We start from the raw sequence: 15461 nt of genomic DNA on the forward strand, positions 1-15461 counted from the left end.
TAATGATCACCTGTTTCCGCCTCGTAAAATGGCGGTATGCGCGAAAGCATGCATTTCCCTGGGAGGACCATCGGCTCAGCCGCAAGTCGCACATGACTCAAAACAACAGTTCCAAGGTTTTTACTTCGTACGCACAGAACTTCGAGGACGTAATGCTCTGGCGGGCGCTGAAGCATGTGCCTGCGGGCGTCTACGTCGACATCGGTGCCCAGCACCCCGTGGTGGACTCCGTCAGCAAGGCTTTCTATGAGCAGGGGTGGCGCGGCGTGCACGTCGAACCTGTTCCGCGCTATGCGGAATTGCTGAGGCAGGACAGGCCCGACGAGGTCGTCCTGCAGGTTGCGCTTTCTGACGCGGCGGGCATCCTTGAACTCCACGTGATCGAGGATACGGGTCTCAGTACGGGTGTGAAGGCCTATGCCGACATCCATCAAGCCGAGCATGGCTTTGCATACAAGACAGTACCGACACCCATGCTGCCGATGAAGACCGCCTTGGCATCGCTGGACGGCCGTCCTGTGCATTGGCTGAAGATCGACGTCGAGGGGCTGGAGGAAGAGGTGCTTCGAGGTTGGGACAGCAAGACGCTGCGGCCCTGGATCATCGTGATCGAGGCCACCGTGCCGATGTCGACCGAACTCCGCTACGACGGCGCTGAACGTATTCTGGTCGACGCAGGCTATCAATTCGCCTACTTCGATGGGCTCAATCGCTTCTACGTGGCTGTGGAACATGCGAATCTGCTGCCAGCACTGAAGATCCCGCCCAACGTGTTCGATTACGCCGAACTCAGCGGGCAATCCGGAACGTGGTGCAACGGCCTCATCGCGCGCCACAAGGAAGAATTGCGCGTGTGTGCGGCTCAGCTCGAAGCCGAGCGTGCCGAACGGGTACAACTCGAACTGAGATTCCACGCCGAACTCCATAGCGCACGCACAGCGCTCGAGGATGCAAAGAATCGGGCCCACGAAGCAGCCATGCGCACCGTCAAGGCCGAGGCGCGGGCAACCATTGCTGAAGCAAGTGCCACCCATGCAAACGAGCGGGCCCTCGATGCCGAGGCGCGCGCGTCGCTAGCGGCGACGACACCGCTGCGGCGGCTGGCTTCCGCTGCGATGGAAGGCCGCATTACCAGTGGCATCAAGCGTCGCATCAAGACTGCCCTTCGCGTTGTGGCGATTACGGTAGGCCGCCACCCTCAGCTCAAGCGAGCGGCAATACTCACCTTAAGCTGTGTCCCACCGCTGAGGCGGCGCCTGCAAGCGATGCTCGCGCCCCCCCCTTCTTCTGCATCGCATAGCCCGTTGGAGAAACCTCTGTCCATGTCTCCCGACACCGCCCTGGTGTACCGGCAGCTGCGTCAAAGCCAGCAAAGTTCGGGGCACGCCTGATGCGGATCCTCATTGACCTTCAGGGCGCCCAATCCACCGGCAACAGACATCGCGGCATTGGACGTTACTCCCTGTCTCTGGCGCAGTCGATGGCGCGGCAAGCGGGAAAGCACGAGCTTCTGCTTGCGTTGAATGGACGTTTCCCAGAAGCGGTGGACGACATCCGAACCGCCTTCAACGGGCTGATCGATCCGGCGAACATCAAGGTTTGGTACCCAGCCGCGCAGTCAGGCGCCGGCGCCCGGGCGCCGAGCGAAGTACTTGCCGACGAGAAACTCTACGAAGCATTCCTGGCCAGCCTTAAGCCCGACGCGGTGCATGTGTCGAGCCTGTTCGAAGGCTTGGGCGATGCCACGGTCACCAGCGTAGGCCGCTTCACACGCACACCCACGGCCGTCACGCTCTACGACCTCATCCCGCTGATCAACCCGCAACCCTACCTCGACAATCCGGTCATGCGCGACTGGTACATGGGCAAGGTGGAGGCGATGCGCAAGGCGAACCTCTGGCTCGCCATTTCGGAGTCGTCGAGACAGGAAGGCCTTTCCCACCTGGACCTGGACGCGACACGCTGCGTCAATGTGTCCACGGCCGCGGGCGGCCATTTCAGGAAGCTCGACGTGGCTCCCGAGCGCGCACATGCATTACGTGCCCGGTACAACCTTCACAAGCCGTTCGTGATGTACACAGGCGGTATCGACCATCGCAAGAACATTGATGGGCTGATCCGGGCGTTCGCGTTGCTTCCTCCTGAATTGCGTTCTGAGCACCAACTCGCGGTGGTGTGTTCAGCGCGACCCGAGGACCGCGAGGCGTTGATGGCGCTGGCCCGCCAGCAAGGGCTGGCTAAAGAAGACGTCGCAGTCACGGGGTTTGTGCCGGAAGAAGACCTGGTCGGCCTCTACAACCTGTGCGCGCTGTTCGTTTTTCCATCGTGGCACGAAGGGTTCGGGCTGCCGGCGCTCGAAGCGATGTTATGCGGTGCCCCCGTGATCGGTGCCAACACGTCCAGCCTGCCTGAAGTCATCGGGTGGGAAGACGCGATGTTCGATCCGCGAGACGACAAATCCATTGCAGCAAAGATGTCGCAAGCGCTCAGTGATGACGCTTTCCGACGCACCCTGGTCGCGCACGGCGAGCAGCAAAGCAAGAAGTTCTCGTGGGATGAGTCGGGACGGCGCGCGCTGCGGGCCTTCGAGCAGTTGCACGATTCGACACACACTGCGAAGCCCGGTGCCATGGGCACTCCAGCCGGTGCAGCGCGCCCTCGTTTGGCGTATGTGTCGCCGTTGCCACCTGAGCGCAGTGGCATCTCGAACTACAGCGCCGAGCTGTTGCCGGAGCTTGCCAAGTTCTACGACATCGAACTGGTGACCGACCTCAAGGCCATCGACAGGCGCGAACTGAGCAAGTCGTTTCCGCTGCGCAGCGTCGAATGGTTCCGCCACAACGCATCCGCTTTCGATCGGGTCCTCTATCACTTCGGGAATTCCGAGTTTCACCAGCACATGTTTTCGCTGCTGGAAGAGATTCCCGGGACCGTTGTGCTGCATGATTTTTATCTGAGCGGAATCCAGGCACACAGAGAGAGCGTCGGCGGCGAAGCGTTTGCATGGACACGCGCACTCTACGAGTCCCACGGGTATGGTGCCGTCGCCGAGCGTGCAAAGGCAGCAGACACGGCGGACGTGATCTTCAAATACCCGTGCAACTTCGACGTGCTGCGGCTTGCGTCGGGTGTCATCGTTCATTCGCCCTACTCGCTGGAGCTTGCAAGGCAATGGTTCGGCAGCAAGAGCACGGACAACTGGACACTGATTCCCCTGCTGCGTGTGATGCCTGAATCGATCGACGAGGCAAGACGTCGCGCACGCACGGAATTGGGCCTGGACGACTACCAGTTCATGGTTTGCGCATTTGGCCTGCTCGGGCCGACCAAGTTGAACCACCGCCTGCTCGACGCATGGCTGCAATCGTCCCTGGCCACGGACCCAAAATGCCGGCTCGTGTTTGTCGGAGAGAACGACAAGGGACGCTACGGGGCGCAGCTCGAGCAGGTCGTTGCCCGTCGCGACCGAGCCGCGCAGGTGAGCATCACCGGCTGGGTTGACTCCGCAACATTCCAGCGCTACCTGAGTTCGACAGATGTCGCGGTTCAACTGCGAACACTTTCGCGCGGCGAAACCTCGGCCGCCGTCCTGGATGCCTTGGGTCGAGGCGTTGCCACGGTGGTCAACGCCAACGGATCGATGGCATATCTGCCGTCCGACGCAGTCGTGATGCTGCCTGAAGAGTTCAGCGACGAAGCGCTGATCAAGGCACTGGAAAATCTACGCCAATCGCCTCCCACCGCGCGCGCTCTTGGAGAGAAGGGCAAGGAGTTGATCAGCACGGCGCATGCGCCGGCCGATTGTGCTCGGCAGTATGCCCAGGCGATCGAGTTGTTCGCATCGCGCGCGAAGTATGCACGCACGGGGCTGATCAAGTCGATCGGGGCAGACACTTCGCTATCCGACGAAAGCTTGACCGAAGCCGCGCAGAGCATTGCACGGGCCCTGCCAATGCCAGCCGCGAAGCGCCAATTCTTTGTCGATGTGTCGGAGTTGGTGCAACGCGACTGGCAAAGCGGCATTCAACGGTTGGTTAGGTCATTGCTCCGATCGTTATTCGACAGCCCGCCGGAGGGCTATCGGATAGAACCGGTCTACGCCTTGAAGGGCGAACCAGGATACAACTACGCACGGAAATTCTCGTTGCGTTTTCTCGGTTGCTCGCCACAGGGCCTCGATGACGCGCCCATCGACGCGCGAGATGGCGACATCTTTGTAGGCTTGGATCTGCAACCACACATCGTCCCGGAGCAAGCCGATTTCTACAAGGCACTGAGGCAACAGGGAGTCCGTGTCGAATTCGTGGTGTACGACCTGTTACCGGTCTTGTTGAGTCATCGATTTTTCCAGGACGCAAAGGCTGTGCACGAGCGTTGGTTGAAAGTGATTGCCGAGAGCGATGGTGTTCTTGCGATCTCCAACGCAGTCGCGGACGAGTTCACGGCATGGGCTTCCGAGAACGCGCCAGAACGTATCGGGGCAGGTCTCAAGGTGCGTGCCTTCCACTTGGGCGCGGACATTTCGTACTCGTTGCCGACGAGCGGTCTGCCGCTCGCTGCCAAGTCAACGCTGGCCCAGATCGCGGCTGCGCCGGCCTTCCTGATGGTCGGCACAGTCGAGCCTCGCAAGGGGCATGCACAAACGCTCGATGCGTTCGAACAGCTCTGGCGCAACGGCATCAACGTCAATCTCGTGGTTGTAGGCAAGACAGGCTGGATGGTCGAGGAAGTCATCGAGCGGCTGCAACAACACCCGCAGCGGGGCCGACGGCTGTTCTGGCTCGAAGGGATCAGCGACGAATACCTGGAGCAGCTCTACGACGACAGCGCTTGCCTGATCCTGGCCTCCGAGGGCGAGGGCTTCGGACTACCGTTGATCGAAGCCGCTATCCACAAGCTGCCGATCCTCGCGAGGGATCTACCCGTCTTCAGGGAGGTCGCAGCAGACCACGCACTTTACTTCGACGGCATGAAGGGCGAAGACATTGCAGCAGCCGTGATGCGATGGCTCGAACTATTTAAGTTGGACCAGCATCCGCGCTCGGAGACAATGCCGTTCCTGACTTGGCAGCAGAGTGCAGAACAGTTCAAGGCTGCTCTTTTTGACCAGTCTTGCCCCCGGACTGCGCCACAACGGTCCAATTGATTTCAATCAGAGGTGCATTGCGCAGATCTTGAATCGGCATCCAAGAGATGTCGCCCCAGGCTGCTCATGCACAACCCAGTCATTCAGTTAGAAAAGGAAAGAGGACTTCGATGAAAAAGCGCGCTGTTGTAACAGGCATCACAGGCCAGGATGGTGCCTATCTGGCGGAATTGTTGTTGACCAAGGGCTACGTGGTCTACGGAACCTATCGCCGCACGAGTTCCGTCAACTTCTGGCGCATTGAAGAACTCGGAATTCAAGGCAATCCCGATCTTCACCTCGTGGAATACGACCTGACTGATTTGGGCAGTTCGATCACGCTGATCAAGGATGCGAATCCTGACGAGATCTACAACCTCGCCGCACAGAGCTTCGTTGGCGTGAGCTTCAACCAGCCTGCCGCAACCGCCCAGATCACCGGCGTCGGCGCACTCCATCTGCTTGAGGCCATTCGCCTAGTCAACCCGAAGATTCGTTTCTATCAGGCATCGACCTCCGAGATGTTCGGCAAGGTTCAGGCCATTCCACAGATCGAGAGCACGCCGTTCTATCCGCGCAGCCCCTACGGCGTGGCAAAGCTCTACGCTCACTGGATGACGATCAACTACCGCGAGAGCTACGACATCTTCGGCGCCAGCGGTATCCTGTTCAATCACGAGAGCCCGCTGCGCGGCCGCGAGTTCGTCACGCGCAAGATCACCGACAGCGTCGCCAAGATCAAGCTCGGCGAGCTCGACGTGCTTGAGCTCGGCAACCTCGACGCCAAGCGCGACTGGGGCTTTGCCAAAGAATACGTCGAAGGCATGTGGCGCATGCTGCAGGCCGACGAACCCGACACCTTCGTGCTGGCCACCAACCGCACCGAGACCGTGCGCGACTTCGTCAAGCTCGCGTTCAAGGGCGCGGGCATCGATGTCGAGTTCAAGGGCGCCGCGGAATCCGAGATCGCGGTCGACACCGCCTCCGGCAAGACCGTGATGCGCGTGAATCCCAAGTTCTACCGGCCGGCGGAGGTCGAGCTGCTCATCGGCGACCCCGCCAAGGCCAAGGCCAAGCTGGGCTGGGCGCCGGCCACCACGCTGGAACAACTGTGCCAGATGATGGTCGAGGCCGATCTGCGGCGCAACGCCCAAGGCTTCTCGTTTTGAAGATCCTGCTGACCGGGGCGGAAGGGTTTACCGGTCGCCTGTTTGCCGAGCATGCAACCGCGGCGGGCCACACCGTGGTCGCGCTGCAGGCCAACCTGACGAACGCGGACGCCCTGCGTGACGAAGTCCTGGCCACCGCGCCGGATGCCGTCGTGCATCTTGCCGCGATCAGTTTCGTCGGCCATGCCCACGACGAAGCGTTCTATGCCGTCAACGTGATCGGCACGACCAACCTGCTCAACGCGCTGGTGCAGCTACCGGTTCGCCCGCGGCGCGTGCTGCTAGCCAGCAGCGCCAACATCTACGGCAATACGGCCGAGTCGCCCATTGGCGAGACGCACGCACCGGCACCTGTCAACCACTACGGCATGAGCAAGCTCGCCATGGAGTACATGGCGCGAACGTATGCCGACCGGCTGGATCTCGTGATCACGCGCCCGTTCAATTACACGGGGCCCGGCCAGGACGACCATTTCCTGATTCCCAAGCTTGCGATGCACTTCGCGGCCCGCGAGCCTTCCATCGCGCTGGGCAACCTGGACGTGGAGCGCGAGTTCAACGATGTGCAAATGGTCTGCGACGCGTACCTGCTGCTGCTTTCGCACGGCGAGCCCGGCGAAACCTACAACATCTGCTCCGGCCAGCCCTACGCACTGCGTTTCGTCATCGACACCTTTGCGCGTCTGACGGGATATTCGCCGCGCATCGAGGTGAACCCCGCGTTCGTCCGGGCCAATGAGGTGCACCGGCTTTGCGGCAGTGCGACGAAGCTGCAGGCACTTTTTGCAACGCACGGCGTCACGCTGCTCAGTCCGCCGCTGGAGGAAACGCTGCAGCGAATGCTGCAGGCGGCCGGATCCGGCAAGGCTACTTGAACGTCAGCATCCGGTGGCCGAAGTAGCTCGTGACGACCGGCACGAGAACACCGATCAGGTGCGCCACGGCCTCGGCATGCTCGACGATGCCCAGCTTCGGAAACACCCAGCGGGCAAGAACGAGGCTGATAGCCAGCGTCTGCAGCACAGCGAGCACATTCACGCCGACGAACTTCATGATCTGCGGGCCGAGCGCGCTCTTCTTTGCGTCAAACACATGCTGGCGCATCAGCACGAAGGCGACCACCATCCCCACCAGGTAGGCCAGGACAATGGCCGTGCCGTAGCCCAGCCAAAAACTGAACAGGAAGCGCGACCCATAGTTTGCGGCGGCGGCAATGCCGCCGGCCATAAGAAACCGGAGGAACTGCGGCGTCAGCAACGCGCTATTCATCGGGTTTGCGCGGCCGCGGCCGACTTCGCCAGTTCGCGTCCGAATCCGATGCTCTCCGAGATGCCTCGGTCTTCGGGGTAGTAGTACGACGTATCCGCCACCCACAAACCCTGTACCGGCAAGGCGGCAGGCGGAAGGCGATCCAGATAGCCCGGGTCACAGATCGGCTGCGCGTAACGGTAGCGGCTGGCGCGCATGTCGATGAAGTCGTCTTCCGTCAGCGCCGGATTGATCTTCATGCAGTACCGGCGAACCTTGGCCAGGAAGACTTCGTCCGCGTCCTGGAACTTCGGATGCTCACCCGGCATGTAAAACGGAACGTACAAGACATGAGGGTCCAGGGGCCGCAAATTGCTGTACTCCACCAACCCCGGAATGTCCATCTCGGGGTCGTTAATGTTTAGCCAGAAATTCTCGGTCAGGGGCTTGCGCAGCTTGGCGATGACGCAGACCACGGCGATGTTCTTCAGTGCGGCAAAAGCTTGCAACGTCTGCGCCGGCAGCTCCGGCATCAGGCGCGGCACATAGGGCAAGGGAACGGTGCTGACGATCTTGTCGAAGACCTCCATCCCCGCCGCCGTTTGCACCCCCTTCACGGCGCCATCTTCGATCACCACCTTGGAGGCAGGAGACGCGAGACGGACCTCGCCGCCCTTGGCCTCGATCGCCGCCTTCAGCGCATCCAGCAACGTTTGCGATCCGCCGTCCAGGTAGCCGAGCTTTTCCTTGAACAGGCTGTAGCGGGAACGCCCGATGCGGCGAATGCGGCTCCAGATCCACGCGGCCGACAGGTTGGAGCTGTGCTCGTAGAACTTGTAGTCGAACAGACGCTTCCACAGCACCTCGTAGGCTTCGGCACCGACCCATCGCTTGATCCAGCCGGTGGCCTCGACGTGGTCGAGCGGCTTCCAGTCGTTTCGCTTGGTTGAAAGAAAAGCGTGCAGGCCGTAGCGGAACTTGGCGACCAACCCCAAGCCTTTGAACGTCAGCAAGGCCATCGGATTTCCCCATGGCTGAAGACGGTTCTGGTACCAGTAGCCCATCTTCGTGGCCACCCAGTGCATCTTCGAGGAGAGGCCGAGTTCTTCGAGCATCTGGAAAAAGGCCGTGTCCGAGGTGCAATGAAAATGGTAGTAGCGCTCGATCCGCAGCCCGCCGAAATCAAAGGCCGCGGTCATTCCGCCCACGCGGTCGTCGGCTTCGAACACGACGGGCCGATGCCCGTCGAGGGCCAGTTGGTAGGCGACAGCCAGACCCATAGGGCCGGCTCCCAGAACGGCGATGCGTTGCCCGTGCGGCGAGCCCGGAGCGACAAGGTTCGATTCCGCCACGTCAGAACTCCAGTGCGATCTTGCTGTAGACCGGATGATTGAACGTCTCCTCGACAGCCTCATTGAACGGCGTGCTGCGCACACCGAAGATTCCGGGCCAGTCGATCACCTCGAACTCGTCGCGCGCCACCAGAGCCTGGAGCTGCTGTGTGGTGAACGGCGGATTGCGATCGAACAACGACCAAGTCCACAGCAAGCCGTAGAACAAGCCATAAGGAATCTTGACGATCCGAGCCTTCGCCTTGGTGGCGCGCTTGATCTCGCGAATGATGTCGATGTAGTCGACCTGCTGATGCCCGGTGATGTTGAAGATTCCGGTGCGGACGGTGTTTTCGATGCAACTGATGATCACGTTGCAGAAGTCGCCGACGTACAGCGGCTGGCGCATGAACTTGCCGTTTCCCGGCACGGGAAACACGGGCACCTTCGCCATGAAACGCGACAGCCATCCGAGATGCTTTCGATCAAACCAGCCGAACATCAGGGTCGGTCGCAGGATCGGGCATTCGATGCCGCTGTCCAGGACCATGCGCTCCTGGTCCTTCTTGCTGCGGGTATAAAAATCGTCGGCCACGGACTCCACCACCGACGAGCTGATATGGACCAACTGGGGCACCCTGTTCTTCTTGACGGCCTCGAGGATGAGTTCCGTGGAAGTCACGTTGTTGTCCACGAATTCCTGGTAATCGATGCCGCCGATCTGCGCTTGCAGCATGACCACCACGTCAGCACCTTCGAAATGCGCAAGCCAGTCGCCGCGCTTGGAAACATCCGCGTATTCTGCAACCACGTCGGGATGCGCTCGCGCCAGCACCTCGAGGTTGGGACGGTGCTTGTCCAGCACGACGATCTGCGTGAATTTTTCGCGATTCAGGCGGGCAACCAGGTTTTGCCCGACGAGACCGGCCCCTCCAGGAAGAATTATTTTCATACCGAAACCCTAACAAACAAAATGAGGCACATGCTATTGCGCGTAGCGAACGCCAACGCCGAGCAATCCGATGGAGAGGCGCCGGTCGTCGCCGGAAAGACCCAGCTCTTTGGGAGACTGCTTTCCATCGAGCTTCAGCACGACCGTCGTGATGGGAGATCTGTTCCACAGCGACGGGGCGACGCTCACATGCACGACGCCCTGACCTGAAACTTCCTCGCTGCCGATTTCCTCGCCATTGACAAGTACACCCACGTGCTGCGACTTGATCTTTCCGTTGCCCAGATAAGGAAAGACCTCAAAGCTCAGGTCGACCGGCTTCGACGCGCTCTTTGACTTGAATTGCAACGCGATCATGTTGGTAGACAACCATTCCCATTCGTCCGGCTTGCCAGGACGCGGGGACGGTGCAGCAACGATTTCGCATTTCGCTTTCAGTGGATTGAATTTTTCGATCTCGCCGCGGGTGTCCAGGGTCGGCGAATCGTCACGGATCCGGCAATAGTCGCTTTCGGTGAACTCGGGAGGAAGATGGTCCACCTTCGCGGTCCAGATTTCCATCGAGTTGTTCTTGTTTATCAAGCGCTCTTCGGTGTAGCCGGTTCCCCAGCCGAAGACATAGGTCCAGTCGTTCGGGACGAAGTAGGGAACGTTCGATCGGGTCAAGCGCACGGCCAAGCCTGTATTGATGCCCCAATCCTGTCCGTCGATCTGGTTGATGGCGATCCGGCTGCCGGGATTCTCAAGATGAACCGACTCGCTGCCGCCCAGCATCGTCGAGTGCTTGCTGAAAACCTCGAAGTTCGCGTTGTACCGCGGCACGATGAAAAAGGCGGCCACGATCCAGAGAAGCGAAAAAACCAGCAACACCGGGCGAGGCAGCCGCGCGATGAGGCAGTAGACGACCAGCAATCCCAGCAGGCCGACGATCGAGTACACGAAGAAGGAGTTGAATTCGTAGAGCGGCCCCGTGATCCGAAGCGCCCACAGCGTCGAGAACGCCAAGGCCAGAATGCAGAACAGGGCCAGGCGCTGCAGTTCGACCCTCGACGCCCTCAGGTTCAGCAGCCACTTCGTCGGAAGCACGAGTGCGGCGGCCACCATGAGCAGTTCGAAAAGAACCTTGAGGCTGCCCAGCTTCACGTCTCGGGCAGTGTCCAGCCACTCCGGCTTTCTGTCGAAGATGAAATAAGAAGCGACGTAGTTCATCGCCTGGTTGAATTTGGGCGTCTGACCATGGTTCGACTTCATGTACGTCAGGACTCGCACCGCGTTGCAATCCGGGCAACGGGTCAGGTCGATGATGATGGGAATCAGGAAGATGCCCATGATCACGAACGAGGCAGCAAAAACCCCTGTGCGCTTGCGGCCGGAAGTCCACGCAGGATCGATCACCTGCCGCGCCTTCGCCGCCCATGCAAAGCTCAGGATTGCGGCAAGAAAAACCGGGAACGTGAGCACCGGCTGCGCGATGTGCCCGTGGCACAGGACGCAGACACAGAAGACGCACACGGGCAGGAAGCGGAACCAGCCCAGGCTCAGCGCCGCCGAAGAAATCAGGAGCAGCAGATACGGGCCGAACAGCACATGCGGCGCCCAGATGCTCGATACCGCGATGTAGCCAATGCCCGCGCCCAGGCACGCCACCAGAATCCAAGCGAGAAGAATTCTCTTGTCGCGCACCAGAAACAATGAAATGGCGACCGAACTCGCAATGAATCCGCTCTGGAGAATGATGCCGAAGAACACATGCGCCTGATGCGGCGAGGGAACGAAATGCAAGAGGTCGACCAGAACCATCTCGCCGAAGGCATACACATAGAAGAAGAACGGGCCCGGATGGTTGAACTGCCATCTCGAGTAGTTCCCGTAGATCTCATGGAAACTCTTGGCGCGGATGATGTTCAGTGCATTGGCCGCAAAATCGCCCGCCTCCAACCTGTAGGGGCCGAAGACGAAGCCAGCCGCAGTTGCCAGGACGATCGCAAAAACGGCAAGAAATACGATCCACCAATATCGCCATTCGACACGGGCTGCAGCATTGCTTCGAACTGACTCACTCATCAGGTTATCCCTCACCCTTACAGCCCAAGTTTCTTGAAAATGAATGTCGGAATCATCTTGATGATCGTCATGATGATTTGCCAGAACCAGGGCACGTAGATGACGGCCTTCCTTGCGCTCACCGCATCGACGATCGTGCGGGCCACGCGCTCCGGCGTCGCAGTCAACTTCTTGGGCAGATCGAGCCCGGCCGTCATGGGCGTGGCAACGAAGCCCGGCTTGATCAGCAACAGGTTGACGCCGCGCTTGAAAAGCCTTCCCCGCATGCCGGAAGCAAAAGCCTCCACGCTGCTCTTTGCGGCGCCATAAAGGAAGTTGCTCGGCCGGCCGCGATCTCCGGCCACGGAGCCGATCACCGCCAGCGTGCCCCTTCCTTGCGTTTCGAACCGAGGCGCCAGCGCGAGCATGCAGATGATCGCGCTTTCGCCGTTGGTACGGAACTGCTCGATGGCGTAGTCGAGGTCTACTGCCGCACGCGCCTGATCGGGCAGCGTGCCGTGGGCAATCAGCGCCACGTCGACCTCGCCGAGGTCGCGCCATGCGCGCTCGACGACATCGGGGAACTGCTTTGGCTCGGCCGCGTCCCACACATAGCTGAACATCCCCGTGGCGCCACGGGCGCTCAGGTCGCTTGCGACGACCTCGAGTTTGTCCTGTGCGCGCGCCACAAGCGCAAAGGTACAGCCTTCGGCGGCATATTGCCGCGCCACGGCCTCGGCGATACCGGAGGTCGCACCGACGATGAGGATCTTTTTTCTTGTTGACATGGAATGGGTCTCAGGGAGTTACACGGTTCCAGAACCGCGATTTCAGGTGCGGGTCGCGAAGCGCTTCGACTTGGGGCCAGGCCGGGTAGGCTTGCTGAAAATGCACCGCGCTCATGTGCGCGTCCTTCGCCGGGTAGAGGCGTCCTCCGGCCTCGTGAATCAATGCATCGAGCTTGGCGAACAACCGTGCGTTGGCAATGTCGCGCTGCGCAAAGTCGAGCGCCAGCGAGACGCCCGGCAAGGGGAAGGACAGAAGTCCGGGCGACGGAACATCGCCGCACCGCTTGAGCACCGCGAGGAAAGAGCCGCTGCCGCTGCGCGCGATCTCTGCGAGCACCGCACGAATCGCGTCCCGCGAACTGGCGAATGGCACAACGCACTGGTATTGCTGAAACCCGGCTCGCCCGTACATCCGGTTCCAGTGCAGCAGCTTGTCGAGCGGATAGAAGAACGGGTCATAGCCGACCGTCGCGTGGACCTGCCTGGCTTGCTGCCGGTGGTAGTAGAGCGTGTTGAAGACCCGCAGGCTGGCTGCATTGACGAGCGACACAGGAGGATCGACCGGCATGCTCTTGGGCTTTGCGGAAGAGACCTGCAAGCCACCTTCCTGTGCATGGTTGCCCACGATGTAGTGCCCTCGCCCCGCCTGCCGGCCGGTGGCGAGGCAGTCGACCCAGGCCACGGCATATTCGTGCTGCGCATCGAGCTGCTCGGACAGGTCGAAAAACTCGTCCAGTCCACCGAACTTGATTGAGCGCTGCGCCATGTAGGCAGAAGGCACGCGACGCAGCTGGATTTCAACCGACAGCACAATGCCGGTCAGGCCCAACCCCCCGACGCTCGCACGGAACAGCTCGGCGTTGTCCTGCGGCGAGCAGTCGACCACCCCGTCCTGCGTCCTGAACAGCGCCAGCCGCCTGATGTGGCAACCGAAGGTGCCCATCACATGGTGATTCTTGCCGTGCACGTCGTTGGCCACGGCGCCGCCGAGCGTGACGAACTTGGTTCCCGGTGTGACCGGCAGGAACCAGCCCCGAGGCAGCGCGATGTCGATGAGCGCTCCCAGGGTGAGGCCGGCTTGTGCGACGACCACGCCGGTTTCCCAGTCCGCTGCGATCACGCGGTCCATGCCTGCCATCGCCACGACATGGTCGGACGCCGCCATACAGGAGTCGCCGTAGCTGCGCCCCATGCCGAACGCGAGCGTGCCACCGCTGCCTTGCGCCAGCGCGGATGCGGCAGCGCCTTCGACCTCGGACGGCCAATGAACGGCGTGCGCCGTTTGCGGGTGGTGGGGATACCGCCCCCACGACAGGCGTGCGGACGAGTTCAAAATGCGGCTGCAACAAAAGTGGCGGCGAACGCAATGCCGATCCAGCGGCTGACACGGTCACGCAGTGCGAAGACGATCGGATCGTCATTCATGCGCCCCCGGTGCGCGATCAACCAGACCCGGCTCAACCAGAACAACAGCAACGGGCACGCCACCCACAGCACCTTCGGGTGTCCATACAGGTGCAGCGAGGCCACGTCGTTGATGTAGAGGGCGAGCACGAGCACCGACAGATACCCCGACGACCCGCCCAGGGACGCCAGAAGCTCGAAATCCTGGACCTCGTAGCCTCGCCCCGGTGCGGCGTCGTCCCGCCCTTGCTCCCTGGCTTCATAGAGTTCGGTGTACCGCTTGACGAAGGCCAGGCTCAGAAACATGAAAATGCAGAACGCCAGGATCCAGAACGTCAACGGCGCGACGATCGCGGCGGCGCCGGCGACGACGCGCACCGTGTACAGCATCGCCAGCGTAACCACGTCGAGCATGACCACGCGCTTGATCCAGAGCGAATACGCCAGCGTCAGGAGGTAGTACACCCCGAGGACCACCGCGAATCTCGCTGGCAGCCACAGCAGCGACGCACCGAACGCGAACACCAGCAGCGCGGGCATCCAGACCATGGCGTGGAAGACCGGAAATGTCCCGGCCGCCAGCGGCCGATTGCACTTCGTGCGGTGCCTTCGGTCGTCCTTGAGGTCGAGCAGGTCGTTCAGCAGGTACACGCTGGAGGCACAAGCACCGAAGCACAGGAACGCGAGCACACAATCGCCCAGCAGTTGCCAGTGGCTCAACTTGTGCGTTGCCAGCAATGGTACAAACACGAGAAGGTTCTTGGCCCATTGGTGCAGCCGCAGCGCCTTGCGCAACACACGCAGGTATCCCACGCGATCGTCGAACACCTCGCCCAAGCGTCCGAGACGGCGCGCGCGCGCCAACACATTGAACTCGGGGTTCACCACGTGGGCGACGTTCGCGGAACGCCAGACGTCCAGGTCGGCGGTCGAATTGCCGACATATTCGAAGCGCTGTTCGCCGTAGCGGGAAACCAGGGCATCCCGCTTGTGTGCAGAAGCAAGGTTCTTCGCCTCGGTGCCGAGCACCTCGTCGAAGATACCCAGATGGTCGGCCACCTGGCGTGCAAGCCGCGCGTCGGAAGCCGTTGCGAGCACCAGATGCACGTCGCCCAGGGTTTTCTGGCTCTCGAGCCAGGCCACCAGAGGCTTGTTGTAGGGAAGCGTGGCGATGACCGGCGTTGCCACGTCGGCGACGCGCCGCTTGAAATAGGCTTTTCCCTTCAACAGCCAGAACAGCGCCTTCAGGAACAGCAGGGGCTGGTAGCGCAGCATCAGGAAGACGCTCTCGACCAGCAGGTCCGATCGAATCAGCGTTCCGTCGAGGTCGACCGCGATAACCCGGCGGCCCGCAGTGGCGCGGCCCGATCGTGTATCGCCCAGGCTCATCGTTTGCTCAAA

The 15461-nt window shown here is 61.1% G+C and carries 11 protein-coding genes; 4 read left to right on the plus strand and 7 right to left on the minus strand.

Annotated features, from left to right (window positions below; genetic code table 11):
- Positions 1–92 precede the first annotated feature (92 nt).
- From NWF24_RS27820 to NWF24_RS27835, 4 genes are all read left to right on the plus strand, one after another.
- Positions 93–1391 carry an FkbM family methyltransferase gene (locus NWF24_RS27820; RefSeq protein WP_258351350.1) on the plus strand — a complete coding sequence of 433 codons (1299 nt, stop codon included), beginning with the start codon at positions 93–95 and terminating at the stop codon, positions 1389–1391.
- A complete protein-coding gene (locus NWF24_RS27825) occupies positions 1391–5146 on the plus strand; it encodes a glycosyltransferase (RefSeq protein WP_258351351.1) in 3756 nt (1251 codons plus the stop codon). Before NWF24_RS27820 ends, NWF24_RS27825 begins: the two co-directional genes overlap by 1 nt.
- Before the next feature lie 110 nt (positions 5147–5256).
- Positions 5257–6294 carry a GDP-mannose 4,6-dehydratase gene (gene gmd / locus NWF24_RS27830; RefSeq protein WP_258351352.1) on the plus strand — a complete coding sequence of 346 codons (1038 nt, stop codon included), beginning with the start codon at positions 5257–5259 and terminating at the stop codon, positions 6292–6294.
- Complete coding sequence (locus tag NWF24_RS27835; protein ID WP_258351353.1) at positions 6291–7169, plus strand: NAD-dependent epimerase/dehydratase family protein; 879 nt, start codon at positions 6291–6293, stop codon at positions 7167–7169. Before gmd ends, NWF24_RS27835 begins: the two co-directional genes overlap by 4 nt.
- On the opposite strand, the gene NWF24_RS27840 is transcribed toward NWF24_RS27835, so the two are convergent.
- From NWF24_RS27840 to NWF24_RS27870, 7 genes are read right to left on the minus strand one after another with little or no spacing between them, the layout of a single operon-like run.
- Positions 7162–7551: a GtrA family protein gene (locus NWF24_RS27840; RefSeq protein WP_258351354.1), complete on the minus strand. Its 390-nt coding sequence runs from the start codon at positions 7549–7551 to the stop codon at positions 7162–7164. The two genes, NWF24_RS27835 and NWF24_RS27840, sit on opposite strands and share 8 nt — an antisense overlap.
- A gap of 8 nt (positions 7552–7559) precedes the next feature.
- Positions 7560–8894: an NAD(P)/FAD-dependent oxidoreductase gene (locus NWF24_RS27845; protein ID WP_258351355.1), complete on the minus strand. Its 1335-nt coding sequence runs from the start codon at positions 8892–8894 to the stop codon at positions 7560–7562.
- A 1-nt stretch (position 8895) separates the two neighbouring features.
- Entirely contained in the window at positions 8896–9825 is a 930-nt protein-coding gene (locus NWF24_RS27850) for an NAD-dependent epimerase/dehydratase family protein (protein ID WP_258351356.1), read from the minus strand.
- Between the two features lie 33 nt (positions 9826–9858).
- Positions 9859–11889 (minus strand): hypothetical protein, encoded by a 2031-nt coding sequence (locus NWF24_RS27855; protein WP_258351357.1) that lies wholly within the window; start codon positions 11887–11889, stop codon positions 9859–9861.
- 17 nt (positions 11890–11906) lie between these two features.
- Positions 11907–12656, minus strand: coding sequence for an SDR family oxidoreductase (locus NWF24_RS27860; protein WP_258351358.1), 750 nt, complete (start codon positions 12654–12656; stop codon positions 11907–11909).
- A 10-nt stretch (positions 12657–12666) separates the two neighbouring features.
- Positions 12667–13989, minus strand: a complete 1323-nt coding sequence (locus NWF24_RS27865) for an FAD-binding oxidoreductase (protein ID WP_258351359.1) — start codon at positions 13987–13989, stop codon at positions 12667–12669.
- Positions 13986–15449 (minus strand): UbiA family prenyltransferase, encoded by a 1464-nt coding sequence (locus tag NWF24_RS27870; protein WP_258351360.1) that lies wholly within the window; start codon positions 15447–15449, stop codon positions 13986–13988. The genes NWF24_RS27865 and NWF24_RS27870 overlap by 4 nt, the downstream gene beginning before the upstream one ends.
- Between the last annotated feature and the right edge of the window lie 12 nt (positions 15450–15461).

This window comes from Variovorax paradoxus (genome assembly GCF_024734665.1).
Taxonomy (GTDB): domain Bacteria; phylum Pseudomonadota; class Gammaproteobacteria; order Burkholderiales; family Burkholderiaceae_C; genus Variovorax.